The organism is Methylomonas sp. BW4-1, assembly GCF_052474385.1.
Genome location: NZ_CP184125.1, coordinates 2,549,244 through 2,572,560, shown reverse-complemented (window position 1 = coordinate 2,572,560; position 23,317 = coordinate 2,549,244). Strand labels below are relative to the sequence as shown.

Annotated in this window: 19 protein-coding genes; 15 read left to right on the top strand and 4 right to left on the bottom strand. The window is 52.7% G+C overall.

Annotated features, from left to right (window positions below; all coding sequences use genetic code 11):
• Positions 1-8: 8 nt before the first annotated feature.
• Genes ACH5Y9_RS11905 through ACH5Y9_RS11885 form a run of 5 tightly spaced genes read left to right on the top strand, consistent with a single transcriptional unit; the run spans position 9 to position 5,190 of the window.
• Positions 9-341 carry an STAS domain-containing protein gene (locus tag ACH5Y9_RS11905; protein WP_445369775.1) on the top strand — a complete coding sequence of 111 codons (333 nt, stop codon included), beginning with the start codon at positions 9-11 and terminating at the stop codon, positions 339-341.
• Complete coding sequence (locus ACH5Y9_RS11900; RefSeq protein WP_445369774.1) at positions 338-2,179, top strand: chemotaxis protein CheA; 1,842 nt, start codon at positions 338-340, stop codon at positions 2,177-2,179. Before ACH5Y9_RS11905 ends, ACH5Y9_RS11900 begins: the two co-directional genes overlap by 4 nt.
• On the top strand, positions 2,106-2,543 hold the full coding sequence (locus ACH5Y9_RS11895; protein ID WP_445369887.1) for a chemotaxis protein CheW: 438 nt from the start codon (positions 2,106-2,108) through the stop codon (positions 2,541-2,543). Before ACH5Y9_RS11900 ends, ACH5Y9_RS11895 begins: the two co-directional genes overlap by 74 nt.
• Before the next feature lie 47 nt (positions 2,544-2,590).
• Positions 2,591-4,627: a methyl-accepting chemotaxis protein gene (locus tag ACH5Y9_RS11890; protein ID WP_445369773.1), complete on the top strand. Its 2,037-nt coding sequence runs from the start codon at positions 2,591-2,593 to the stop codon at positions 4,625-4,627.
• 17 nt (positions 4,628-4,644) lie between these two features.
• The gene (locus ACH5Y9_RS11885; protein WP_171694887.1) at positions 4,645-5,190 is read left to right on the top strand and encodes a chemotaxis protein CheW; all 546 of its coding nucleotides are present in this window, start codon (positions 4,645-4,647) and stop codon (positions 5,188-5,190) included.
• A 109-nt stretch (positions 5,191-5,299) separates the two neighbouring features.
• Here the strand turns inward: ACH5Y9_RS11885 and ACH5Y9_RS11880 are convergent, their stop codons facing one another.
• The 4 genes from ACH5Y9_RS11880 to rpiA form a co-directional block, all read right to left on the bottom strand.
• A complete protein-coding gene (locus ACH5Y9_RS11880; protein WP_101051900.1) occupies positions 5,300-5,683 on the bottom strand; it encodes a bacteriohemerythrin in 384 nt (127 codons plus the stop codon).
• Positions 5,684-5,707: 24 nt separating this feature from the next.
• Positions 5,708-7,585 (bottom strand): methyl-accepting chemotaxis protein, encoded by a 1,878-nt coding sequence (locus ACH5Y9_RS11875; protein ID WP_445369772.1) that lies wholly within the window; start codon positions 7,583-7,585, stop codon positions 5,708-5,710.
• A gap of 134 nt (positions 7,586-7,719) precedes the next feature.
• The gene (locus ACH5Y9_RS11870) at positions 7,720-9,393 is read right to left on the bottom strand and encodes a formate--tetrahydrofolate ligase (RefSeq protein WP_445369771.1); all 1,674 of its coding nucleotides are present in this window, start codon (positions 9,391-9,393) and stop codon (positions 7,720-7,722) included.
• A 197-nt stretch (positions 9,394-9,590) separates the two neighbouring features.
• A complete protein-coding gene (rpiA, locus tag ACH5Y9_RS11865) occupies positions 9,591-10,268 on the bottom strand; it encodes a ribose-5-phosphate isomerase RpiA (protein ID WP_445369770.1) in 678 nt (225 codons plus the stop codon).
• A gap of 190 nt (positions 10,269-10,458) precedes the next feature.
• Here rpiA and ilvA point away from each other — a divergent pair, with 190 nt between their 5' ends.
• The 10 genes from ilvA to ACH5Y9_RS11815 all read left to right on the top strand — a co-directional run bounded on the left by ilvA (position 10,459) and on the right by ACH5Y9_RS11815 (position 23,316).
• Positions 10,459-11,997, top strand: coding sequence for a threonine ammonia-lyase, biosynthetic (gene ilvA, locus ACH5Y9_RS11860; RefSeq protein WP_445369769.1), 1,539 nt, complete (start codon positions 10,459-10,461; stop codon positions 11,995-11,997).
• A 603-nt stretch (positions 11,998-12,600) separates the two neighbouring features.
• Positions 12,601-14,472 carry a hypothetical protein gene (locus ACH5Y9_RS11855; RefSeq protein WP_445369768.1) on the top strand — a complete coding sequence of 624 codons (1,872 nt, stop codon included), beginning with the start codon at positions 12,601-12,603 and terminating at the stop codon, positions 14,470-14,472.
• Positions 14,469-14,948 (top strand): tetratricopeptide repeat protein, encoded by a 480-nt coding sequence (locus tag ACH5Y9_RS11850; protein WP_445369767.1) that lies wholly within the window; start codon positions 14,469-14,471, stop codon positions 14,946-14,948. The genes ACH5Y9_RS11855 and ACH5Y9_RS11850 overlap by 4 nt, the downstream gene beginning before the upstream one ends.
• A 32-nt stretch (positions 14,949-14,980) precedes the next feature.
• Positions 14,981-15,184, top strand: coding sequence for a hypothetical protein (locus tag ACH5Y9_RS11845; protein ID WP_201799028.1), 204 nt, complete (start codon positions 14,981-14,983; stop codon positions 15,182-15,184).
• Positions 15,185-15,466: 282 nt separating this feature from the next.
• Positions 15,467-16,435 carry a type II secretion system protein gene (locus ACH5Y9_RS11840; protein ID WP_445369766.1) on the top strand — a complete coding sequence of 323 codons (969 nt, stop codon included), beginning with the start codon at positions 15,467-15,469 and terminating at the stop codon, positions 16,433-16,435.
• A 587-nt stretch (positions 16,436-17,022) separates the two neighbouring features.
• Positions 17,023-18,483 carry a Wzy polymerase domain-containing protein gene (locus ACH5Y9_RS11835; protein WP_445369765.1) on the top strand — a complete coding sequence of 487 codons (1,461 nt, stop codon included), beginning with the start codon at positions 17,023-17,025 and terminating at the stop codon, positions 18,481-18,483.
• A 129-nt stretch (positions 18,484-18,612) separates the two neighbouring features.
• Positions 18,613-19,320 (top strand): type II secretion system protein, encoded by a 708-nt coding sequence (locus tag ACH5Y9_RS11830; RefSeq protein WP_445369764.1) that lies wholly within the window; start codon positions 18,613-18,615, stop codon positions 19,318-19,320.
• Positions 19,317-20,510 carry a type II secretion system protein gene (locus ACH5Y9_RS11825; protein ID WP_445369763.1) on the top strand — a complete coding sequence of 398 codons (1,194 nt, stop codon included), beginning with the start codon at positions 19,317-19,319 and terminating at the stop codon, positions 20,508-20,510. Before ACH5Y9_RS11830 ends, ACH5Y9_RS11825 begins: the two co-directional genes overlap by 4 nt.
• Before the next feature lie 288 nt (positions 20,511-20,798).
• Positions 20,799-22,613 (top strand): hypothetical protein, encoded by a 1,815-nt coding sequence (locus ACH5Y9_RS11820; RefSeq protein WP_445369762.1) that lies wholly within the window; start codon positions 20,799-20,801, stop codon positions 22,611-22,613.
• Positions 22,591-23,316 (top strand): hypothetical protein, encoded by a 726-nt coding sequence (locus ACH5Y9_RS11815; protein ID WP_101051910.1) that lies wholly within the window; start codon positions 22,591-22,593, stop codon positions 23,314-23,316. The genes ACH5Y9_RS11820 and ACH5Y9_RS11815 overlap by 23 nt, the downstream gene beginning before the upstream one ends.
• The last annotated feature ends 1 nt before the right edge of the window (position 23,317 follow it).

The window sequence follows — 23,317 nt, the reverse complement described above, 5'->3', positions numbered from 1 at the left end:
AGAAAACCTTGGCTATCCACCTAAAACAACAAAAAAAGGGTATCACCCATCTGGCCATTCAGGGTGAATTGACCATCTACTCGGTGCTGGAACACAAACAAGCACTATCCCCGTATCTAAGCTCGGCTAAAGACGTGCAAATCGATCTTGCCGATGTCACTGAAATCGATAGCGCCGGTGTGCAACTGCTGATGTTTCTGAAGCAGGAAGCCGTCAGCCGCGATATCCGCTTTAGTCTTATTCAGCATAGCGAGGCGGTCGTTGAAGTGCTGGAACTGCTCAACCTGAGTAAGCATTTCGGCGACCCTATCGTAATCTCCGCAGATTGGAAAACATCATGAGCGAATTAGATGCGGCCTTAACGGTTTTCGCCCAAGAGGCTGAAGAGTTGTTAACGGATATGGAAGACGCTTTGTTGTCTCTGGAGAGTAAACCGGACGATAGCGAAACTATCAACAGTTTATTCAGGGCCATGCATACCATCAAAGGCTCTTCCGGATTGTTTGGTTTTAACGCCATTGTCGGCTTTACCCATGAAGCGGAGTCGGTCCTGGATAAAGTGCGTAACGGCGAACGCGGCATCGACGCGGAATTGATTTCTGTTTTGTTGGACAGCAAGGATCACACGGCTAAATTGATCGAACATTGTTTGACGCAGAAAGACGCCGAGTTACCGGCAAGCTTGGCGGCGGACGGAGAGCGTTTGATTCGGCAATTGACCGGCCGGCAAACGACCGACATGCAGCAAAGCGACGATAGCGTCCAGCTGGAAATTGAAGGCGGCGGTGAAATATCGGTGGACGATAACTGGCTAATTTCTCTAGAGTTTCAGAAAGATGCCTTCAGAAACGGCATGGATCCCTTGTCGTTTATTCGCTATCTGCGCACCTTGGGTGAGATTAAACAAATTCTTACTGTAGCCCCGGAAATGCCGGTCGGTGACGACATGGACCCGGAAAGCTGCTATTTGCATTTCAAAATTGCTTTTCAGAGTGATGCGAATAAACAGACGATAGAGGCGGTGTTTGATTTTGCCTCTGACGATTGCGATATCAAAATTTTGCCGCCCAATTCCAAGCTGGAGGAATATTTAAATCTGTTGAATGCCCAGGATGACAATCATGTCAACCGCTTGGGCGATATGCTGGTGCAGGTTGGGGCGTTGACTCAAAATGATGTCAACCACGCTTTGCAACGTCAGCAGGCCAATATTGATTCCGAACAGGTTATCGTCCCCGGCAAACCCTTGGGAGAGATACTGGTCGAGCAACATGTCGTACAGCAGCCATTAGTCGATCAAGCGCTGAAAAAACAGGAACAGACCAAACAAAAACTGGCAAGCGAAGCCAATTACATCCGGGTCGATGCTACCAAACTGGGCCATTTGATCAATTTGGTCGGCGAGTTGGTGATTTCCAGTGCGGCGATGAATTTGATCGTCGAGAAGCATGGCCTCAGCGATGCCGGCGATGTGGCCGCCAGCATGAATGCCTTGGTCAGTAGTATCCGCGATACGGCTTTGGAATTGCGCATGGTACAAATCGGCGAAACCTTTTCCCGGTTTAAGCGTGTCGTACGCGATGTGAGTAAGGAGTTGAATAAAGACATCGAACTTTATATCAGTGGTGGTGAAACAGAACTGGATAAAACGGTTGTCGAAAAAATCAACGATCCATTGACCCACTTGATCCGCAACGCCCTGGATCACGCCATAGAAAGTCCCGCGCAGAGGCTTGCCGCCGGCAAACCGGCACAAGGTACCGTGCAACTCAACGCTTATCACGAATCCGGGCATATCGTCATTCAAATTGCTGATGACGGCGCCGGTTTGAATAGCGAAAAAATACTTAATAAAGCATTGGCCAACGGCCTGATTAAACCCGATCACGATTTGTCCCAACAAGAAATTCATAATCTGATATTTGCCGCCGGACTTAGTACCAAGGATCAAGCTACCAATTTATCCGGGCGCGGTGTCGGTATGGATGTGGTGAAAAAAAATATCGAAGCCTTACGCGGTCTCTGTCGAGATAGACAGCATAGAAGGCGAGGGCACCACCATTTCCATACGCTTGCCGCTGACCTTGGCGATTATCGACGGTTTTATGGTCGGCACCGGTCGGGACCGCTACATCATCCCGCTGAGTATGGTCGACGAATGCATCGAGATGAACACTAGCGAATGCGAGATAGACGACATACAACATTACATCAATCTGCGCGGCCAGGTCTTGCCGTACTTGCGTTTAGGCGATTATTTCCATAATCAGAGTGCCGATACCAACAGGAAACGTGAGAGCGTCGTGGTGGTTAAATCCGGGCAAACCAAAGCGGGTTTTGTGGTTGACGAATTGCATGGCGAGCATCAAACCGTCATCAAGCCGCTGGGCAAAGTGTTCGAAAGGTTGAATGGTATCACTGGTGCGACGGTACTCGGCGACGGCAATGTCGCACTGATTCTGGATGTACAAGGTTTGATTCAAGCGGCCATCAAAAATAAAAGCCGACCGGCACAGATCTTAACGTCGCGGCGAATTCAATAAGTTAACGATTTCTCACGGTTATAAATTCCTATTAGAGGGAACAGCAGATGAATATCAACGACCTAAAAATAAAAACAAAAATCCTGACGGGGGCGATGCTGCTCGTGGCTATCACGATAGCTTTTGGTGTGTTGTCCAAAATTTATATTGGCGATGTCGCCGGCGCTTTGTTCGGTATTACCGACAACAACGGCAAATCGGTGGAATATGCTACTGGCGTAGAAAGAATGGCTTTGCAAACGATCATGGCGCAAAGGGCATACCGTATTTCCAATAAAGACGAAGATGCTCAAAAAGTCGAAGACAACATGAAAACGTTATTTGAGTATCTCGATAAGGTCGATCAGGTAGCCAAGAAATATAACAATACCGAGTTATTGACTCAGTCTAAAACCGCCCGGGAAGGCACACAGAAATTCGGTGAAAAATTCAGAGCCGTCGTGTTATCGGTCAAGGAAAATAAAGCGGCTGTAGAAGAAATGGTAAAAGAAGGTGATGATGTCGCTAAAGCGGCGGATGATTTTTTGGATAGGCAAGTGCGTTTGTATCAGGAGGCGATGAAAAAAGGTACTAATGCACAAGAGTTGGATCCATACGTTCAGCGTTATATTGGCGCGGCCAATATTTATATTAAAGCGATGGAAATCATGCGCGCGGAAAAAGAGGAAGTGAATTACAAAGACCGTGTCGCCTGGAAAAAGATGCAAGTTTTAATGCCGGAACTGATGAAGGCTTATGATGATTTACAAAAAATCGTCAATTCCGAAGAAGCCTTGCGTCTGATTGAGACGGCGCGCGCGAGTACCCGTGATTATCAGCAAGCCGCGCAAAACTGGATTGATAACGACGACAAGCTGAATACAGTCCGAAAAGAAATGCTGGAATTGGGCGATAACGTCATTAAACAAGCACAAAGCGCAGAGGAAGCGGGGTATGCCCAATTAGGGGTAGCAAGGGCGCAAGCAAACGAATTAGTCGACGAGGCCAATAAAATCATTATCGGTACCATTATTGCCGCATTGGTTTTGGGCGTTATCATCGCCATGTTCCTGGCCAACTTGATTACCGTGCCAATTATCGTCGGTGTCAAATTTGCCCAATCCTTGTCCGAAGGTGATTTGACAGCGAAGCTGGAAGTCAACGGTAAAGATGAAATCGGCCAACTTGCCCAGGCTTTACGCGAAATGCGCGATAAGCTGAGCCAAGTGGTTTCGCAAGTGCGCTCAAACTCCGATACGCTGGCCAGTGCTTCGCAACAAGTCAGTGCTACCGCCCAGTCCATGAGTCAGATGGCCACCGAGCAGGCGGCTAGCGTCGAGGAAACCACTTCGTCGATTGAACAACTCAATTCATCAGTACAACAAAACACCGAAAATGCCCATGTCACCGAGCAAATGGCGACTAAGTCGGCAGGCGAAGCTCGTGACGGCGGCGAGGCCGTGAACGAGACGGTTCTGGCTATGAAGAATATCGCCAAAAAAATTGGCTTGATCGAGGATATAGCCTACAAAACCAATTTGCTGTCGTTAAACGCGGCGATTGAAGCAGCCTCCGCGGGCGAACACGGCAAGGGCTTTGCCGTAGTGGCCGCAGAAGTTAGAAAACTGGCGGAGAGCAACCGCGTCACAGCGGAAGAAATCAACGAGCTTGCCACCAATAGCGTCGCAATAGCTGAAAAAGCCGGTACCTTGATTGCTGCCGTGGTACCTAATATTGTGAAAACAGCCGATTTGGTACAGGAAATCAATGCCGCATCCATGGAGCAATCCAGTGGCATTAATCAAATTAACGAAGCGATGCGCCAGTTGGATAAAGCGACTCAGCAAAATGCCGCCAGCGCCGAGGAGTTGGCCGCTACGTCGGAAGAATTAAACGGACAGGCCACCCAACTGCAGCATGCCGTAGCGTTTTTCAAACTGGATGGCAACAGCAATAGGTCGCAATCTTTTGGTAAAACACCGCCGGCCGCTAAGCACCAGTCTCGTAGCGCGGTAGCGCAAAACTATGTTAAAAAACCCGTGGCGGTGAATAGCCTTGCCGACAACTCCTTGGATTTTAACGACCAAGATTTTGAGCGCTTTTAGTCTCTGGAGAGCAGACCATGAGTAATCTGATTCGGAGAGAAACCGGCCACGCTGTGGCGGTTCAGGAGCAGGTAGGCCAATACCTGACTTTTTTAGTGGGGACAGAAAGTTTTGCCGTCAGCATTCTGGATGTGAAGGAAATTATCGAAATTGCCAACGTGACCCGGGTGCCGTTGACACCGGACTATATTCACGGCGTGATCAATTTGCGCGGCAGCGTGGTGCCGGTAATCGATTTATCGGCACGATTAAGCCGGCATTGCTCGGAAGTGAGCAAGCGCAGTTGCATTGTGTTGGTGGCGGTTGAAACGGGCGAGGGTTCGCAACTGATCGGCATGCTGGTGGACGAAGTCCGGGAGATTTTGGAAATTCCGCCCGCCAATATCCAGCCGGCACCAGATTTCGGCACCGATATACGTACCGATTTTATTCAAGCCATGGCCCGTGTCGACGACGTATTTATTATACTTTTGGCGATTAGCCGGGTACTGTCGTTGGACGAGCTATCGTTACTAAACGACTTGGCGCAATCTCAAGACCATCTGCTCGCAAATGCGGACTAGGTTTTGATCTGGGAGCTATGCTGGAAGAATTGTCAGGCATTCTCCCAGCAGCTTGCCTTCTTCACGGCTAGGTAGCAGCACTCGTTGCTATCCTGTAGTTGTTCTTCCGCTATTTCTGGGTTTTTAAATAAGTATTAATGGCAGCATCTTCCTCTGCCATATGAGTAATCCAGTCGCGCATGAAGCCGGACACGTCTATTTCCTGTCGTTTTTGCTGATGGATTCCCTGACTAAAAGCGATCAACTTCTCCAGCATCACATTATGCGTCTGCACATGATGTTGATATTCCGGATAGTCGTGCTGTTTCATAAAGGCTTCTTCAGCTTGAAAGTGCTCTCTAACATGTTGATAAAGCAACATAATATTTTCGGCTAGCGCTTGCGTATCTTTCGAGCTCACCAATTGGTTTGCCAGATCGAAAATCTCTCTGTGCTGTTGGTCAACGGCTTCGTTTCCGAGCAGATATTGATTTTCCCAAACGAATTCGTTCATGTTATTTCCGTCATCTTTTGTCTGTTAGTGCATCTTAAAAAAGCCAACTTCCCGCATGAGCGTTTGGCTTTGATCGTTTAATTCTTCAGCAGTGGCGGCCAATTGCTCTGAAGCTGCCGCGTTATGCTGAATGGCCGTATCCAATTGTCCTACCGCTTGACTGATTTGCCGGACGCCGGCAGCCTGTTCGTCAGATGCGATGGCTATTTCCTGTACCAGCGTAGCGGTTTTTTGAATGCTGGGCAGCATTTGGCTAAAGATACGGCCGGCGTTTTCAGCGATGTCCAGGCCGGTATTGGCGAGTTCGCCGATTTCGTTGGCGGTATCCTGGCTGCGGGTTGCCAACTTCCGCACCTCGGTTGCTACGACCGAGAAGCCGGCGCCGTGTTTGCCCGCTTTGGCGGCGACTATCGAAGCGTTTAATGACAGCAAGTTGGTTTGGTAGGCAATCGCTTCGATTAAGCCGATTTTCTCGGCAATTTTGTTCATCGCTTCCACGGTGTCTCTGATCGCCTGTTCACCGCTTTGCGCCGATTGGGCGGCGGTAAGGGCAATTTGTTCCGTAGTCTGCGCATTCTCATGGTTGTGTTCGACCGACCCGGTCAATTGTTCCAGTGCGGCACTGGTTTGTTCAATACTGGCCGCTTGTTCGCAGCTGCTTTGACTGAGGGTTTGCGCCGCATTATTGACTTCGGTAGAGGCTTGAGCGATTTGCGCCGAACAACTGCCGATAGTGCCAATCACATCGGCCAGACGTTTTTGCATGGTCAGCATTGCCGCAAAAATGCCGACATGTTGCTCCGCTTGCGGCATGCCCCGCCGTTCCAGTTTCCCGGCAGCGATATTGACCGCCAGATTATTGACCTGCCATGGTTCTCCGCCCAACTGAGCGGCTATGTCCTTACGCAGTATCCAAAATAGCGAAAAAGACAACCCCGCTACCAGAATAATAAACACGCCGTTGAACAACAATCGGCGACTAGCGCTGTTTTCAATCGCCTTGGACGAATCTATGGTGTCCTTGGCGATATAGTTTTCCACGTCTTTCAACAGATTGATTTTGCCGGTTTGCATGGCAAACCAGTGGGCCGGGTCTACCCCAAAACCGCCTTTATCGGCATTGCTCAGAGCTTTGCTGCGCATCGCCGCCGTTTCATCAATAAATTGGCCGCGCAGCGTGTGTTGTAAAAAATCCAGGTACTGCTGGGGGGCGACAGAGGCGAAAATATCCAGATAAGTATTCTGAAAAGCGATCAGCGTGACCAGTTTTTCATACATGCCGGGGCCAAAAGCGTCCTTGGCAAAAGTGTTCGCCAACACGGCCCGTTCCACGCCCGCTTGCTCCTTGCCTTTCAGAAAATTGGCATAGGCATCCAGCTTGTGATTGATTTCTACATTGGTGCTCAATTGCGGCAATTGGGCAATGATGGTCAGATAAGCGGCATTTAGATTGGAATAGTAATTGATGGTAACTTCGCCGCTGGCGCTTAAAGCGGTGACCGACTGGCGAGTCTCGTCGAGTTGGTCGATTTGCCGGTCTGCCGCCGCCAAACCAGCCGCCAGATTGGTGGCGGCGGCTTTGGTGTCGAATGCTTTGAGAAAAGCATTCAGTTGTTTCAGTTTTTCGTCGGTGGCTAAGCGTTGTTGCTCCAGTTCTTGTTTAAATTTCTGGCCGCCACTACCCAAATGCCCGACCGACAAGCCGCGTTCTTTTTGTAATTCATGCACCAGATCGCTGGCGTACACGGAAAAGTTGGCTAAGGAGATAATCTTTGCCGCTGACCGCATCTCCACAATATGGGTGTAGACCACGAAGGAGGCCATTAGCAGTAAGCCTGCTAAGGGTATCAGCGATAGGGCCGCTATTTTGTGGTTGAATTTAACGGTTTTCAGGTCAAGCATGTCCACTCCCGGCGACTATTCATATGCTCAAGCATAGTCCAGGGTGCTTATACCTGCTACGTGTAAGGTTGAAGGAAACGGGCCGATTGCATTGCAAAAAATTCGAACAATCGACCCAATTTGCCTAGCGATATTTAGAACAAACCGCTGATCACGCCGTCGTCGCTAATATCGATACGCTCGGCGGCCGGTACTTTGGGTAAGCCGGGCATCGTCATCATGTCACCGGCAATCGCCACGATGAAGCCGGCGCCGTTAGCCAAGCGTACTTCATTGATTTCCACGATATGGTCGGACGGTGCGCCCTTGGCGTTGGGGTTGGTGGAAAACGACATTTGGGTTTTCGCCATGCAGACCGGGAAATGACCGTAGTTGGCTTGCAGCGCCTTCAACTCGGCGCGAATTTTCGGGCTGGCGCTGATGTTTGCCGCGCCGTATAGCTTGGTGGCGATGGCTTCGATCTTATTCCACAGCGGCAGTTCGCTGTCGTAAACATAACTAAAACCGGGCTCGCGATGATCGACGATGTTCAGTATCTCCTGAGCCAGCTGTTCCGCACCGGCCCCACCGTGCGCCCAGTGTTTGGCGACCACGCATTTAACCCCCAACGCTTCGCATTTCTGCTGTAGCAAGGCGATTTCGGCATCGGTGTCGAAAGTAAAGTGATTGATGCTGACCACGCAGGGCAGGCCGTAATGCTGGGTAATGTTATGCAGATGGCGTTCCAGATTGGCAAAACCTTGTTCCAGTGCCGCCAGGTTTTCCTGGTTCAAATCGTCTTTAGCCACGCCGCCGTGGAATTTCAAAGCGCGTACCGTGGCGACCAATACCACCGCCGAGGGCTTTAAACCCGACATCCGGCATTTGATGTCCAGAAACTTTTCCGCGCCCAAGTCGGCGCCAAAGCCGGCTTCGGTGACCGCATAATCGGCCAGTTTCAATGCCGTTTTGGTGGCGGTGACGGTATTGCAGCCGTGGGCGATATTGGCAAATGGGCCGCCGTGGATAATCGCCAGATTGTTTTCCAGGGTTTGCACCAGGTTAGGTTTGATCGCATCTTTTAAGATGGCGGCCATCGCGCCATGAGCTTTCAGATCGCTGGCGTAAACCGGCGTGACTTTATCGGATTTGTAGCCGATGACGATGCGGCCCAAACGTTCTTTCAAGTCGGCGCGGCTGGTGGCTAGGCATAGAATCGCCATCACTTCCGATGCCACAACAATGTCGAAACCGTCTTCGCGCAAATAGCCATTGGCCGGGCCGCCCTGGCCGATAGTGATTTTGCGCAGCGCCCGGTCGTTCATATCGATCACGCGTTTCCATTGGATGCGGCGCGGGTCGATGTCCAGCTTGTTGCCGTGGTTAATGTGGTTGTCGATTAATGCGGACAATAAATTGTGCGCCACACCGACGGCGTGAAAGTCGCCGGTGAAATGCAGATTGATGTCTTCCATCGGCACCACTTGCGCATAACCGCCGCCGGCCGCGCCGCCTTTTACACCAAAGCAGGGGCCAAGCGACGGTTCGCGCAAGCAGATAATGGTTTTCTTGCCCAAGCGGTTCAAGGCATCGCCCAAACCTACCGTGGTGGTAGTTTTACCTTCGCCGGCCGGGGTGGGGCTAATCGCAGTGACTAAAATCAGTTTGCCGTCGGTTTTATCGGTCAGGCTGTTGACATATTCCAGGGAAATTTTGGCTTTGTAATGACCGTAAGGGTCCAGATGTGCGGCGGGAATGCCGAATTTTTCGCCGGCCAAATCAATAATCGGGCGCATGCTTGCCTGTTGGGCAATTTCAATGTCAGACATGGTAGTTCCTAAATACTCTGAGAAATGTTGCAAAAGCAGAGCAGCCGGCGGCTGCGATGGGCGGATATTGTAGAGTTCAACGGCTTGGGCAGCCAGAAATTTAATGGAGAAAAGCCGGCAAGGCTAGACGGGTAGGGCGCTGCCGGCTTTTCGGCGATTAAGGTCGTCGCGCTGGACAACCTGTCGCAATTAGCGGTTTAGTAAGTAATCACTTCGCTACCTTTACCCACCAACACCACATCCGCGGCACGGATCGCAAACAAACCGTTGGTGATCACGCCGGGGATATTGTTGATGGTTTTTTCCAACTCGATAGGGTCCAGGATGCTCAAATTATGCACATCCAGAATCTCGCAACCGTTGTCGGTGATGTAGCTGGCGCCTGTGTCTTTGTTCATGCGCAATTCGGGTTGGCCGCCCAATTTAGCCAATTGGCGAGCCACGAAGCTGCGCGACAAGGGCAATACTTCGACGGGCAACGGAAACTTGCCCATCACGTCCACGCATTTGCTTTCGTCGACGATGCAGACAAATTTTTTGCTGGCGCCGGCGATGATTTTCTCGCGGGTCAACGCGCCGCCGCCGCCTTTCAACATTTTTTTATGCGGCGTGACTTCATCCGCGCCGTCTACGTAAATGTCCAGATCGCCGGATTGATTCAGGTCGATGACGCGAATACCGATGGATTGCAAATGTTCGGTGGTTTTCGCCGAGCTGGATACAGCGCCTTCGATGTCTCTTTTGAAATCGCAGTCGGCCAACAGATTGATTAAATGGGTGACGGTGGAGCCGGTTCCCATGCCGATGATGGGTACGTTTTTCAAATATTGCAGGGCAGCCTGAGCGACTTGTTTTTTTAATTCGTCTTGAGTCATGGTGATGGTCCTGATGGATTGCTCTTATAAATCTGACACGGCGTTTAACCCGTCATTGTATGGGATAATAACCGATTGACGCTGATCTCTCAGCAGTTTTTACGCCGAACCGGCTCCAGGCAGCTACGCCTAAACAGCCCCAGGACCCACGCATGGACGGCAATTGCGCCAGCAGTTGCCGAGGACAATAATGCAAACATACATAGAAAAAATATTGCGGGCAAAAGTCTACGACGTTGCCGAGGAAACCCCATTGGATTTCGCTGCCACCTTGTCGGAGAAAACCAACAACAAGGTCTATCTAAAACGCGAAGATTTGCAGCCGGTGTTTTCGTTTAAATTGCGCGGCGCCTATAACAAAATCGCCTCTCTGCCGCTCGAACAAACTGCTCACGGTGTCATCGCCGCGTCGGCCGGCAATCACGCCCAAGGTGTGGCCTTGGCGGCCAGAAAATTGGGGATCAAAGCCCTGATTGTGATGCCTAAAACCACCCCGGAAATCAAAATCAAATCGGTCAAGGCGCGCGGCGCGAAAATCGTGCTGCACGGCGATTCCTATGACGATGCTTACGCGCATGCCATGGAATTGGTTGCGGAAAAAGGCATGACCTTCATCCATCCTTACGACGACCCGGACGTGATAGCCGGGCAGGGCACCGTTGGCATGGAAATCCTGCGGCAGCATACCGGCGATATTCACGCGATTTTCGTGCCGGTCGGCGGCGGCGGACTAGTGGCTGGCATTGCCGCTTACGTCAAATTCGTGCGCCCGGATATTAAAGTCATCGCGGTTGAGCCGGACGACGCTGATTGCTTGAATCAAGCCTTAAAAGCCGGTCAGCGCGTAATATTGGAACAAGTCGGTTTGTTCGCCGATGGCGTGGCGGTGAAGCAGATAGGCGAGGAACCTTTTCGCATCGCCCGGCAGTACGTCGATCAGGTGATTACCGTCAGCACTGACGAGATTTGCGCGGCCATCAAGGACATCTTTGACGATACCCGCTCGGTCGCCGAGCCCGCTGGCGCGTTGGCGGTGGCTGGTTTGAAAAAATACGCCGAACAACAGCATCTACAACAACACACCCTGATTGCCATCGACAGCGGTGCCAATATCAACTTCGACCGCTTGCGTTACGTTGCCGAGCGCACCTTGGTAGGCGAGCATAGAGAAATTCTGCTGGCGGTAGAAATACCGGAGGTGCCGGGTAGTTTTTTAAGATTTTGCAAAGTCATCGGCAAGCGCAGCATCACCGAATTCAATTACCGCTATTTCGATGCGCGCATGGCGCAAGTGTTTGTCGGTATCAGCAGCAGCGGTGCGGAAAACGACCGGCAGCATCTGATCGAGCAACTGGCCGAAGACGGTTTTCCGGTGACCGATATGACCGGCAACGAACTGGCCAAGGATCACATCCGCTACATGGTCGGCGGTCATGCACCATTCGAACTAAAGGAAAGTGTTTACAGCATCCAGTTTCCCGAGCGGCCCGGCGCACTACTCAAGTTTCTGCTATCGCTGGGCAGTCAGTGGAATATCAGCCTGTTTCATTACCGCAATCATGGTGCAGCCTTCGGCAAGGTGTTGATTGGTTTGCAGATCGACGGCGAGCAACGCCGGCGATTTGAACAATGCTTGTCGGTTTTGGGGCTTGCCTATCGCGATGAGACCAGTAATCCGGCCTACCGCCTGTTCGTGGGCGGTAGCGAATCTGCCGACATCGGTTGCTAAGCTTTTCCGCTCCGGTTTAGCCTCCCAATCTTAGGATCTATTTAAAAAATTCCCCCAGCCCCTGTTTTTCAAAGAGGGGAGCATAACTTCGCTATTCGGTGCAATCAGAATCGCCGGAAGTTATTTCCAGCTAAATCCTCAAACCAACAAACCAGGTGCTTAATGTTCTTAAGCGCTTCGGCACATTATTCCGCCAAAATCCTTAACGCCCGGAATTATTGGCAAACAATTCGGGATTTACTCCTAACGACAACTGGGAAATCGCCAACATACAATGCGCGCCATTTTGTGCTATGGCGATTTGAATATAAAGATGCTTCTGTCAGACCCAAAAAACCGTCGTTCCCGCCCGGATACCCACAGGGCACAAGAGCGGGTAGCCCAGAGCCATGGAGGGCACGCTTCGACTTATCCATGCGATTTGGGCTCGGCTAAGGACAGCTTGATCGACGGTTTTTACAACTTGGCGGAAGCATCTTTATATTCAAGTTTTAAACAGCCTGCTGATACGAAAACGGCCAGCATCTTGGGACTAAAGCGTCCGGGCGCAGCAAGATTTTCGATAAGTACAAAACATGAATTATCAAGTTACTGAGGGTGTAATTGAAAATCGTCAAACCAGGGCACATCAAGGTGTTATGCATGCTCATGCTGCTGTCGGCAGGCTTTACCGTGCTTGCTGCCGCTAAGTCTTTCGAAATTCAGGAGCTGGAGTTCAAAAACTCCCAGGTCTCCGACATCATCCGCGTACTGTCAGAGGATGCCAATGTCAATATCGTCGCTACCCCGGAAGCCGGCAAAAAGAATGTGACGATTTTTCTAAAAAAGGTCTCCCTGGAAGACGCGATCCGCACCATTTGCCGCATCAGCGATCTTTGGTATCGGCGTGATGATGGCGATGCTGGCACCTTCAGACTGATGACTAAGGAAGAGTACGGTAAAGACCTGGTGATGGGCCAAGACGACAATGTGCGGGTGTTTCAGTTGCGCAACCCCAATGTCATTGCGGTTGCCATGGCTATTGAAAGTCTTTACGGCAATCGGGTGCGGGTATCCTACGGCAACGCGATGATGTTGAGCGGCATGGGCGGCATGAACGGACGGGGCGGCAACAACCGTGGCGGCGGTTTCGGCAATAACCGGGGTATGGGCAATACCGGCTTCGGTGGCGGTATGGGTGGTTTTGGCGGCGGCATGGGCGGCGGATTCGGAGGTTTTCAAGGCGGCTTTGGCGGTGGCAGCAGCGGCAATATGTACGGCGGACGTAACAACCGTTTTTCCGGCGGCATGGGCAATCAAGGCGCAGCGGGCGGTCGCTATGGCAATTTACAGCAAGGTTTCCGCGAAGAAGTACCCAAGGATTTAAGCGTCGAACAACTCGCGGAACTCGGTGCCGACGGCAAGCGTGTCGATCCCGGCGAACTGTCCGAGGTGTCCGGCATCAACAAGGTGATATACGTCACCATCAACGCTGAACACAATCAACTGATCGTCAAGACCAGCGACAATGCCATTCTTAAATCCATTTCCAGCCTGGTTGAGCAACTCGACAAACCGCAAAATCAAGTAATGCTGGAAATGAAGATTATCGACGTCAAGGTTGGCGAAGACTTTAGCTCCTTGTTCAACTTCGAAATCAAGAATACCAAGATTCAAGGCGACAGCCTCAATCCCTTGATCATGGGCGGCGCGGCAGCCATGACCGGCGGCGGCAGCTTTGTTTACGAATTTCTCAGCGACAAAATCAAAGCCAATATCGAATTTCTGGAAAAAAATAACCGCGTCAACGTGGTGTCCAATCCCATGCTGGTGGCCTCCAATCATCGCCCGGCTAACCTGTTCGTCGGTGAGGAACGCATCATGGTGCGCGGCTATTCCATCGATAATATCGATAACCTGAATACCACCCGCACCATCACCACCCCGGAAACCGAGTTGGAAGAAATCGGCACCACTCTGGAAGTCACCCCGCATATCAACGCCGACGGTACCATCCACATCCAGCTCAGGCAGGAAAACTCTACGCTCAACGAAGGCGCGGCCTCCATTCCAGTGACCAATAACACCAGCGGTGAAGTCGTGGATTTGCCGGTGGACACCATTACTACCGCTCGTATGGAAGGCGAAATCTTTGCTAGGCACGGCTATACCGTCGCGGTGGGCGGTTTGATTCGCGACAGCTTTTCCCGCAACCGCCGTAAAGTGCCTTATCTGGCCGACATCCCGGTGCTTGGCAACGTGTTCAGGCAGACCGTCGACGCCGACAGCAAATCGGAAATGGTGCTGTTGATTACGCCCTATGTACTGAACCAAGGCAACGACAGCCACCAAGAATACGATCCCACAGACAAATACCACCGCTACGCGCCGGATACCGCGATGCAAGCCAAGCCGGTGCCCAAGCCGGAAAATCCCGACGAACCGGTTTGCGGCGAGTTTTGCGCACCGCCGCGCCTGAGGGAGTCGGATCAATGAGCCGCAACATTTTGCAAACACTCCGCGGATCTCCGCGCCAGGGCTCGGTAAGCAGAGCAGCCAGTCTGGCGCTGGCTGCAATAATTAGTTGCGCTTGCCAGCCCAACCACATGGGCTTGGATACCCCGGCCGACATCGCCACCGAAAATTGTTACGCCTACCGCTACGGCGACAAATTGCGCAAGATCAACTTTGCCCAGGCCTTCGATTGGTGCCATCGCGCCGCCGGTACTGGCGACGCCAACAGCCAAGCTCTGCTGGGCGAACTGTATTACCTGGGATTGGGCGGTCCGCAAGACATGACGTTGGCGGCCCGTTGGTTTGAATCCGCCGCCCGCCAGGGCCATGCCCACGCGCAATACATGCTGTACCGGGTGCACGCCACCAGTCCCAATCTGGAACAACAGGAAAAAGCCGATTACTGGCTGAATCAGGCCCGCCATAGCGGTTACAAACTGGCCTTGCCGGCGCAATGAACACGCTTGAATTGAATGAGGGAGAAATAGAGATGATGAGAAACCATAAGCACATGCAAGCCCAACCCGTCAAAAGCAAGCTGATGGAATTGCTTGATGAAGTATTGCAGCACGACGGCTTCGGCGAAATCCGCGTCGAGGTCAAAATTCTCAAGCGTCAGCAAAAAGAAGTGATTCTGCACTGCGGCAAACAATACCGCTTTGTGGTGGACAGCAGCTTACCGGGCCAAGCCTGATGCTTGGGGTTCGCACGGTCCGAGTGGAAGGCGGGAGATTGGAATAAGGCCGCTTTAGCCTTATTAATTCCCCTCTTTGGCAAAGAGGGGCCAGGGGAGATTGTCTAAATAATCCCCCATCTTCTGCCCAGTGGGGGCGAGGAATATAGAGAATTCAGGACTAATCCGCGCACGGATGCGCATAACTAAACGAGTGTGATGGGGTCACATCAAAAAACCAAAAAATAAGATGACCAACAGGCTGCGTGAGGCAGTTGCGGCATTTACATTTGAGAAAACAGTATGAAAGGCAAACAACTGAAAAGACTGCAACACAGACAAGCGGGTTTCACCTTACTGGAACTGCTGGTCGTTATCACGCTGATCGCTACCTTGGCGACTGCGGCGTTGGTGGCGTATGAGGGGATTGGCGAAAATGCCGATGAAGCGGCTGCGTCCAACAACCTGCTCAGCGCCGAAAGCTCCATCCGTAACTTCCGCGCGGTTGAAAATCGTTATCCAAACCAGTGGGATAACTTGGCGAACTTGGGTGGCCAAACAACAAGTGGTGCACAAGCGCTGTTAGCAGACCAAACCAGAGATTTCTTTGGACAGTGGACGATTTCAACCGCTACTTCAGCTAATGCTACATGGGTGAATGTCGCGACTGCGTTGGAAGCCGTAGGTATCGATGAACTGCAAACGTTGCAAAATACCAGCACATTTCTCCCAGGTAACGTGCCGAACCTGGCATTTAACGAGAGCAACCCAGCAGCAGGTGCTAACCCTGCGGACGAGTTAGTGATTGACGACACTGGCGCAACTGAATATCCCGAAGGTACCGCTATAACCAGTGCCTCTATTTCTATCGTTCCTTCCAACGGCGTAGCGGGTTGTCAAGTCGGTACGGATTCGATCAACACTACCTTTAGTGGTAATACAGCAAACTTGAGCAGCGCTCTTAACCTGATCAGCGACAGTTTATCTCAAACCGAGTGCCATCTCGTATTGGCACTGGGCTTTGGCAAAGACGTGCCCGGCACCACAGCAGGTAGCCGCGTTGCGATCTCCCAAGCTCCGACTGCTGGATCTGCCAATATCAATCCGGCTAACAACTATGCCCGCTATGTTGCTCTCTTCCATGTTGGTTCATCTGCTACAAACACCATTGGCGCCGGCGATATTTTCGCAAGAGCACGTCTGATCGGTGTAGTTGACCCAGAAGGTCGTATCGTTGACCAAACATTGGCCGGCGCTAACACCGGTCAATAATCCCTGACTATGCAAGCTCTGCTTATTCAATCCTCCTTAGAGATCTGAGTTAGCAGGGCAAACAGGTATTCCCACATCGGAGCGTGGGAACGAGAAACCCAGGGTGCTTGGGAAGCCTATGGTCGCTGGGTTTGTAGCTTGTTTTAGTTCCCACGGTCCGATGTGGGAACCCATACATCACTTCTAGTCGGGCGCGCATCCCTTCGCAACAGCGATGACACGAAAAGCGCGAGTTTTGAACTTATTAACCATTGAATACTGAAACAGCGAAGCTCGCTTCGTGCAGAAACCTAAGACTTTCATGAAATCAAAGACCTGGGCAAACACCGGTTTGTCGCTTTTGGCCCTAATGCCTCTATTGCCGTTGTTTGCACCCTGGAATCTAGAGCCGGTGCCGTCGTTTCATCAAGAATGGCTGGCGATTATCGCCGGTTTGTTAGCCTGTCTGACGGCTATACCTTTACTGTGGCGCACCGATCAATTGCAGATGCCAGTAACCGTCGCGCTGCCGTTGGTCTTGGCAGTTTACTTGGCCCTACAGGCAAAAATACTGCCGCAAGTGATAACGGTCTCATGCGCAAATGGCCATGTTGTATTTACTCTGGGCGGCTGCACTGATGGTGTTGACCGCTTTATTGCGTCAGCAATTGGGGATAGCGTGCGTCGCGTTTTGGTTGGCGGCTGGTTTGGCGCTAGCCGCAAGCTGCGCCGCTTTACGCGAGTTGGTGTTTCGCTTGCAAGGCACCACGGGCAATTGGGGTGGCATGGCCCAACCCAATAATTATGCGGATTTATTGGCATTAGGCGGTGTATCCCTGCTCTATTGCCATAGCACTACCAAAAGGTTTCGTCCTTTATTCTGGCTGATGGCCGTGAGCATTGTCCTGGGTTTGAGCTTGACGCCATCGCGTGGCGTTTGGCTTTATTGGATAGCTTTGGGCTTATTGGCCTGGCGCTACGAACAGGCCTGGTTGCTTGGTTTATTACTTGGATTTGCCGGTTATCTGCTGCTGCAAGGCTTGTGGGCCACTGGCGTATTACCCGCCCAACAAACCGCGGCAGTCCGATTGGTGCAGGAGATTGGTGGTGCGCCGTTGCGCTTGCATATTTGGCGGGTGGCTTGGCAATTGTTTATCCAAAGCCCTTTGCTGGGGCAGGGCTTTGGACAGTTCGATTGGGCCTATTTTAATGCCGGCCAGCACATACCGGAGCTAAGCAACCGGCTGGAACATGCACATAATTTGCCTTTACATTTGTTGGCGGAATTGGGATTGCTGCCGCTATTGCTGTTGCTATTAGGCATGGCTGCTTGGCTGAAGCCCTTTTTTAAAAATGAAACTGACGAGGCCAAAAAGAACGATCAGCCGATGGCCTGCATACGCCTCTGGCTGCTGATGTTGTTGGCAGTTTTGGGGATACACAGCTTATTGGAATACCCGCTTTGGTATGCGCAATTTCTGGGTGTCACTTCGCTGGTGTTAGCTCTGGGCGAGCAACGTTTTTGGCGTATCGATTTAGGTAAAGCCTTAAAGCTAGTAAGCGCAGGCGCTCTCTGCTTCTCGCTGCTTGCGGCTGGTATGCACGAATGGCAATACACCAAAATGGAATTGGCCTTGTTGGGCGCGATAGCGGATCGCTCGCAGCGGCGCATGGAGCATTTGGTGGAGGTTTGTCAGCAAGTGCCCGATAAAGCACCCCTGTTGTTTCCGTATGTGCCGGTGATTTTTACCTTTGCGTCCGCCGCTGAAAATTTTGAGATGCGCGCCGAGCTAACAGCGCTAGCGGATGCCAGTTATCGATTTTGGCCAACCAAGGATTTGTCCTACCGGCAAGCATTGATGCAAGCCTTGAACGGTCGCAAACCCGAAGCCATTGCCACCCTTAGGTTAGCAATGGGCGCTTATCCGCAATGGATCGACCGTTTTCGTAGCGAATTGGAGCGGCTGAACCCTGCGGATCGGCAAAAAGCAGCTTTCCTCGGGCAAATGCTGATACCCGGCGTGCAAGCCAGCTTGCCGCTTCAAGGTCGTGATGGATTTTTAAATTGATCTAGTTGTTCTTGGTCCCACAGTTCGCCTTGATCTGGATCGCACGGTCCTTCTTGGGAACCACGCTTGCAGCTTTCAACGCCTAGTGCACAGCGGATGGCTAAGTTTTTAATTTTCACAAGCAAGTAAATGAGGTGTTTATTGTTTGTTCTTAGCGGGATGTTGCGGTGCGTCGCCTGGCGCGATGTTGCCGCCGTGCGTTCCAAAACCCTGAAAAGTCGCGCGCAAGCCGGCTTTACCCTGCTGGAGTTATTGGCGGTGATTGCGCTGATGGCAGTGGTGGCCGGGACGGCGGTGCTGGCTTATGAAGGCGTGCAGGATCAAGGCCGCCAAGACGCTACCCGGTTTGAAATCGCGGAAATCCGCAATGCGTTGTTGCAGTTTCGCCGCGATAGCGGTAGCAACGATTTGCCGGGGCAGGGTGTTTATGTCTGCGAGGACCCGGCAAACGCCGGCAAAATCAACCCGGATTTAGTCAATTTACCTTCCGAAGCGGGCACTACCGACGCCGCAAAATTGGCCTGGTGCGAATCGCCGGCCAATTTTTGGATGCTGTTTGCCGATCCTTCCGGCAACGGCTGGAATCCCGATACCCGCCGCGGTTGGAACGGCCCGTATTTGCAACGTAAAAGCGCTCTGATGAGTTATGCCGGTGTCGATAATTTGTGGGTGATCACCGATGCCTATCAAGCCAATTACCTCATGCTGGATTTGGATGACGCCGACAAAGCCCGGCTGGTCAGCCTGGGTCCGGATAACACCGACAATAACCCAACGCCCAGTTCCTGCCAGATCGCCGGCAGTGGCGACGATACTGTGCTGTGTTTGTTGAGATGAACTTATTGATCGAAATCGCCAAAAACGCCAAAGCGCAGGCTATCACGCTCCGCCGTGGGAATCGATGCCAGCTTTCGGGCACAGCGCGTAGGGTGGATAAGCGCAGCGCATCCACCGCATGCAAACCTATCCCGGTGGATGCGCTGCGCTTATCCACCCTACCTGCGGTCGGTTCGATACATCAAAAATCCGAGCGCGGCTTTACCCTGCTGGAAATGCTGTTGGTGATTTTTTTGATGGCGCTGGTGGCGTCCACCGGCTTGATGCTGACCGAGGGCGTGGAAGACCAGGCCAAATACGACGAAACCAAACGCCGGATGGAACTGATCCGTAAAGCCATCGTCGGCGACCCGACTCGCACCGTGAACGGCGCGCCGGAGCTTAGCGGCTTTGTGGCGGATATGGGGCGCTTGCCCTTATGTTTGGCGGAGTTATTGAGGCTCGGTGATGAAGTGCTTCCGGCCACCGTTCCGAAAACCTTTAAATCGCCGTGCGATGGCACTGAAATCGTTAGCGAATGGTATTTGGATCAGAACACGGGTGTCGGCATAGGCTGGCGCGGCCCCTATTTACAGGTTATCCCGGAATCCGGCGGCGGCCTGCGTTTTAGAGATGGCTATGGTAACGAGGGCGCAAATGCGGCCGCTGATGCGCTGGATTCAGGCTGGGATTACAGCGTAACCGCAGCGACCGCCAGTTTAGCTAGCGAAGGTATGGATTTAACTGTTGCCACCGATGACGTGGCCGCGCCGCAACTGATTGTCAGCGCCGATTGGCAGGTGCCATTACCGGCGGCAGTGAGTGTGACGTTTGAGAATCAAAGTGGGGCACCATTGCCAACGCCCAACCCAGTTAATTTGGTGTTGCGCCTTTATTTATCCGATTTGACGGATTACATCGATTCGGACGAAGGAACCCCTGATTACTTGGTTTTGACAAAGGAATCAGTATTGGGGAGCAGTCAAAAAACTGAGAGCTTTAAGTTGAGCACGCCGCCACTTTTGCCTATCGGACAACGCGGGTATGCAATCATTTGCCACGAAGTACCGTCTGGTGACCCTGATAACTACCGAATTTTCGACGGCGATTGTGTGGCCGAAAATCCAGTTCCGGCTGTAAGCAACATCCGCAGTTTCAGCGTCTTACCCCGCCAGACACTGAATTTGGCCCTTAATTGGATCATCTCATGAGTCCACTTTGTCCGAATCCGTCTCGCCATGTGCTCTCACTGCGGGCCGTCACTGCCAATACGCTAAGGAAAAAGCCCCTTCTCCCCCCGGGAGAAGGTTGGGATGAGGGGAGCAAAATATCGCTTCTTTCTTTATTTATTCCCCTCACCCTAACCCTCTCCCGGGGGGAGAGGGAATCACCTGCTGTTAACTTAATGGTAGCGACCGAGGATCGTCGGGACGCCAAGCGACAGCGCCGAAAATGCCACAGTCCGGAAACCGCTAAAAAATCTCTAATGCCAAGCCTCCATGAAATTTAACCGTTTTATCCCTTTCGCTATCCCGTCGCAGTTATTGGTCTGCGAGACCGACGGTTTTTCCTTGCGCGCCGCCGTGTTGCGCCGTGCCGATCAGGACATGGAATTGCTGTTTCAGGCAAACACCGAGCAGGTGGATATGGCCGAAGGCTTGAGCGATGTGCTGACTACGCTAAAAAGCCAGGGTTGGCAGGGCGGCGGTTCGGCGATTCTGCTGTCGCCGGCGGTGTTTTCCACGCTGGTGGAGTTACCGGTCAATCCCCGCAAACCCCGGCCGTTGTTGCAGATGTTGGAGCTGGCGCGCTGGGAAGCGGAGCCTCTGTTGCTGCAACACGTCACCCGCTGGTCGGTGGGGCATTTATTGGTGGGCCAAGGTTATATGACCGAGGAACAAGCGCGGGCGGTGATGGATTTGCAGCAAGGTAAATCCAGGGCCGGCGGCGGTTTGGCGTTGGCCGAGCAGTTTTCCTTACGGCGTTTCGGCGATCTGGCGGTGGAGTTGGGGTATATCAAACGCAGCCAGCTCAATGCCTGCTTGACCGGGCAGGAGTGGCTGAAAGCCGCCGACGAGGCCATCGAAGTGGGCTGGGCGGCGCAGAGTGCGGTGGACGATATACCCGGTACTTTTAACTGGCTGATTAGTTGCGTGCACCAAAGTTTATTGCAGCGCTGGTCGGACGCTTTCGCGCGGCAGGGTTTGAAATTGCAAACCATGTATCCCTTGACCGGTTGCAGCGCGGCCTTATTGCCCCCGACAGAAACCCACGCCGTGCTGCTGGAGACTCAACCCGGTTTGGGGTTTAGCACGCGGATAGCCGCTGGCGGGATTACGGCCTTGCGCCACTATTTGAATCTGCACAAAGCGCCGCTGGATATTTGCCTGGAAAGCTATCACGCGCTGCATGCGCCGCCGCGCGAGCCGGTCTGGCTGGCTAGTTGGCCGCCGGCACCCGAGCTGGCCGCCAATTTGGAACACATGCTGGAACTGGACTTGCACCCGCTAACCCATGCTGTCGTTGGCGATAAGGTCTCGCCGGGCATGGCCGGAGCGGCTTACCACGCCCTGGGCTTGGCCGAAGCTGAGCGTTGCGTGGGGGTGCGCTTGGGCGGCCCATTGCCGGCACTGCGTGATCGCTTGGAGGTACGGGCCGCGGCGCTGGTACTGCTGCTATTGCTGATGGTCGGCGTGGTCGAGCTGTCGTTGTGGGCGCGCAAAAGTAGCGTCGAGAGCTACAAACAACAGGTGGACGCCAGCTGGCAAAGTATCGATGAGGCTATTAAGCGCATCAACGCCCAAGCGGCTGAAATCTCTCAGATCAAGGACAAGATCAAGAGTTTGCGCACCGAACAGTCTCGCCTGGAAAATCTGGCCCGCTTCTACGACGAAGATATTCCGGAGCGCATGGATTTGGTGAAAGGCGTGTTGGGTATGCTGCAAACGCTGGTTGACAATGAGGTGGTGATCGAGCGTTTGGATGAGCCGGACAAGTCGGCATTAAAACCGGCCGCGGCGCCGAATGCGGCTCCGCCCAATCCTATCGACGCCAAGCGTATCGAAGCGGAAAACCTGGTGCTGGAAGCCTGGGCGCTCAGCGACAGCGCGGCGCAGACCTTTATCAAACGGGTGGGGGACGCCGCCGCCCGCTGGGACTTGCAGGTCCGCGACCCCAAAGTGACTTTCGGCAAAGGACCGCTGCAGAGCAACGGCTTCAGTATTTCCTTGCGGCTGGTCAAATTGGCCGAGCCAGACGGCAAAATCATTCGTTTATCCAATCCAAACCCCCATGAAACTACCCCCTTTGAGTAAGCGCGAACAATGGTTATCGGCTTTGGCTATCGGCGTGATCGTCATCGGCGGATACGCCTGGTTGCGCTGGGTGCCGGCCAACCGGGAAATCGGCCAATTGCAGCAAACGGCGGAAGCCACCGATAAACGCCTGCGTACCGCCGAGATCCCGGAAGAACCGGATGAGGACATTGAGCGTTTGAAGAGCCAATTAGCGGAACAAGAGCGTTTGCTGGCGGCTATCAAGGAGCAGTCGGACAGCGTGGAAAAACATCTGGCGCCGGACGACTCGCAGTTTCTGATTGTGAATATTTCCAAAGTGGCGCGGGATGCGCAGATTCATGTGCGCGCCAACGAGGTTTTCAAAGCGGCGGTAAGCAACAATGCCGCGCCGGTTGCGGCGGCACCGGCAACCACCAAGAAAAGCCGGAAAAACAAACCGGCGACGGTGACGCCGGCCGCTGCCGCTGCGCCCATCGCTGCCGTGATTCCGCCGCTGAGTGCCGGTTGGGTGGCGCGGATGTCGCCGGGTTCCTTGTTGGAAAGACCGTTGCGGCGCCTGGAGGTGGAGGGCACCTATCTGGCTTTGAACAGGTTTATTCACGATTTGGATCGGCTGCCGTTTCAAGTGGCGGTGCTGCGTATCAGCGTCGAGCGCATGCCGGTGTTGGCGATGCCCGGCTATCCGCAATCTTTGTTGGCCGAAGTGATTTTGGCGTTGTAAG

What these genes read in the sequence shown, in the direction of transcription:
- ACH5Y9_RS11830 (WP_445369764.1), top strand. Translation starts at nt 18,613, where the DNA reads ATGAGGTGTTTATTGTTTGTTCTTAGCGGGATGTTGCGGTGCGTCGCC.
- ACH5Y9_RS11820 (WP_445369762.1), top strand. Translation starts at nt 20,799, where the DNA reads ATGAAATTTAACCGTTTTATCCCTTTCGCTATCCCGTCGCAGTTATTG.
- ACH5Y9_RS11895 (WP_445369887.1), top strand. Translation starts at nt 2,106, where the DNA reads ATGGTCGGCACCGGTCGGGACCGCTACATCATCCCGCTGAGTATGGTC.
- ACH5Y9_RS11870 (WP_445369771.1), bottom strand. Translation starts at nt 9,393, where the DNA reads ATGTCTGACATTGAAATTGCCCAACAGGCAAGCATGCGCCCGATTATT.
- ACH5Y9_RS11835 (WP_445369765.1), top strand. Translation starts at nt 17,023, where the DNA reads ATGTTGTATTTACTCTGGGCGGCTGCACTGATGGTGTTGACCGCTTTA.
- ACH5Y9_RS11900 (WP_445369774.1), top strand. Translation starts at nt 338, where the DNA reads ATGAGCGAATTAGATGCGGCCTTAACGGTTTTCGCCCAAGAGGCTGAA.
- ACH5Y9_RS11890 (WP_445369773.1), top strand. Translation starts at nt 2,591, where the DNA reads ATGAATATCAACGACCTAAAAATAAAAACAAAAATCCTGACGGGGGCG.
- ACH5Y9_RS11880 (WP_101051900.1), bottom strand. Translation starts at nt 5,683, where the DNA reads ATGAACGAATTCGTTTGGGAAAATCAATATCTGCTCGGAAACGAAGCC.
- ACH5Y9_RS11845 (WP_201799028.1), top strand. Translation starts at nt 14,981, where the DNA reads ATGATGAGAAACCATAAGCACATGCAAGCCCAACCCGTCAAAAGCAAG.
- ACH5Y9_RS11875 (WP_445369772.1), bottom strand. Translation starts at nt 7,585, where the DNA reads ATGCTTGACCTGAAAACCGTTAAATTCAACCACAAAATAGCGGCCCTA.
- ACH5Y9_RS11840 (WP_445369766.1), top strand. Translation starts at nt 15,467, where the DNA reads ATGAAAGGCAAACAACTGAAAAGACTGCAACACAGACAAGCGGGTTTC.
- ACH5Y9_RS11850 (WP_445369767.1), top strand. Translation starts at nt 14,469, where the DNA reads ATGAGCCGCAACATTTTGCAAACACTCCGCGGATCTCCGCGCCAGGGC.
- ACH5Y9_RS11885 (WP_171694887.1), top strand. Translation starts at nt 4,645, where the DNA reads ATGAGTAATCTGATTCGGAGAGAAACCGGCCACGCTGTGGCGGTTCAG.
- ACH5Y9_RS11825 (WP_445369763.1), top strand. Translation starts at nt 19,317, where the DNA reads ATGAACTTATTGATCGAAATCGCCAAAAACGCCAAAGCGCAGGCTATC.
- ilvA (WP_445369769.1), top strand. Translation starts at nt 10,459, where the DNA reads ATGCAAACATACATAGAAAAAATATTGCGGGCAAAAGTCTACGACGTT.
- ACH5Y9_RS11815 (WP_101051910.1), top strand. Translation starts at nt 22,591, where the DNA reads ATGAAACTACCCCCTTTGAGTAAGCGCGAACAATGGTTATCGGCTTTG.
- rpiA (WP_445369770.1), bottom strand. Translation starts at nt 10,268, where the DNA reads ATGACTCAAGACGAATTAAAAAAACAAGTCGCTCAGGCTGCCCTGCAA.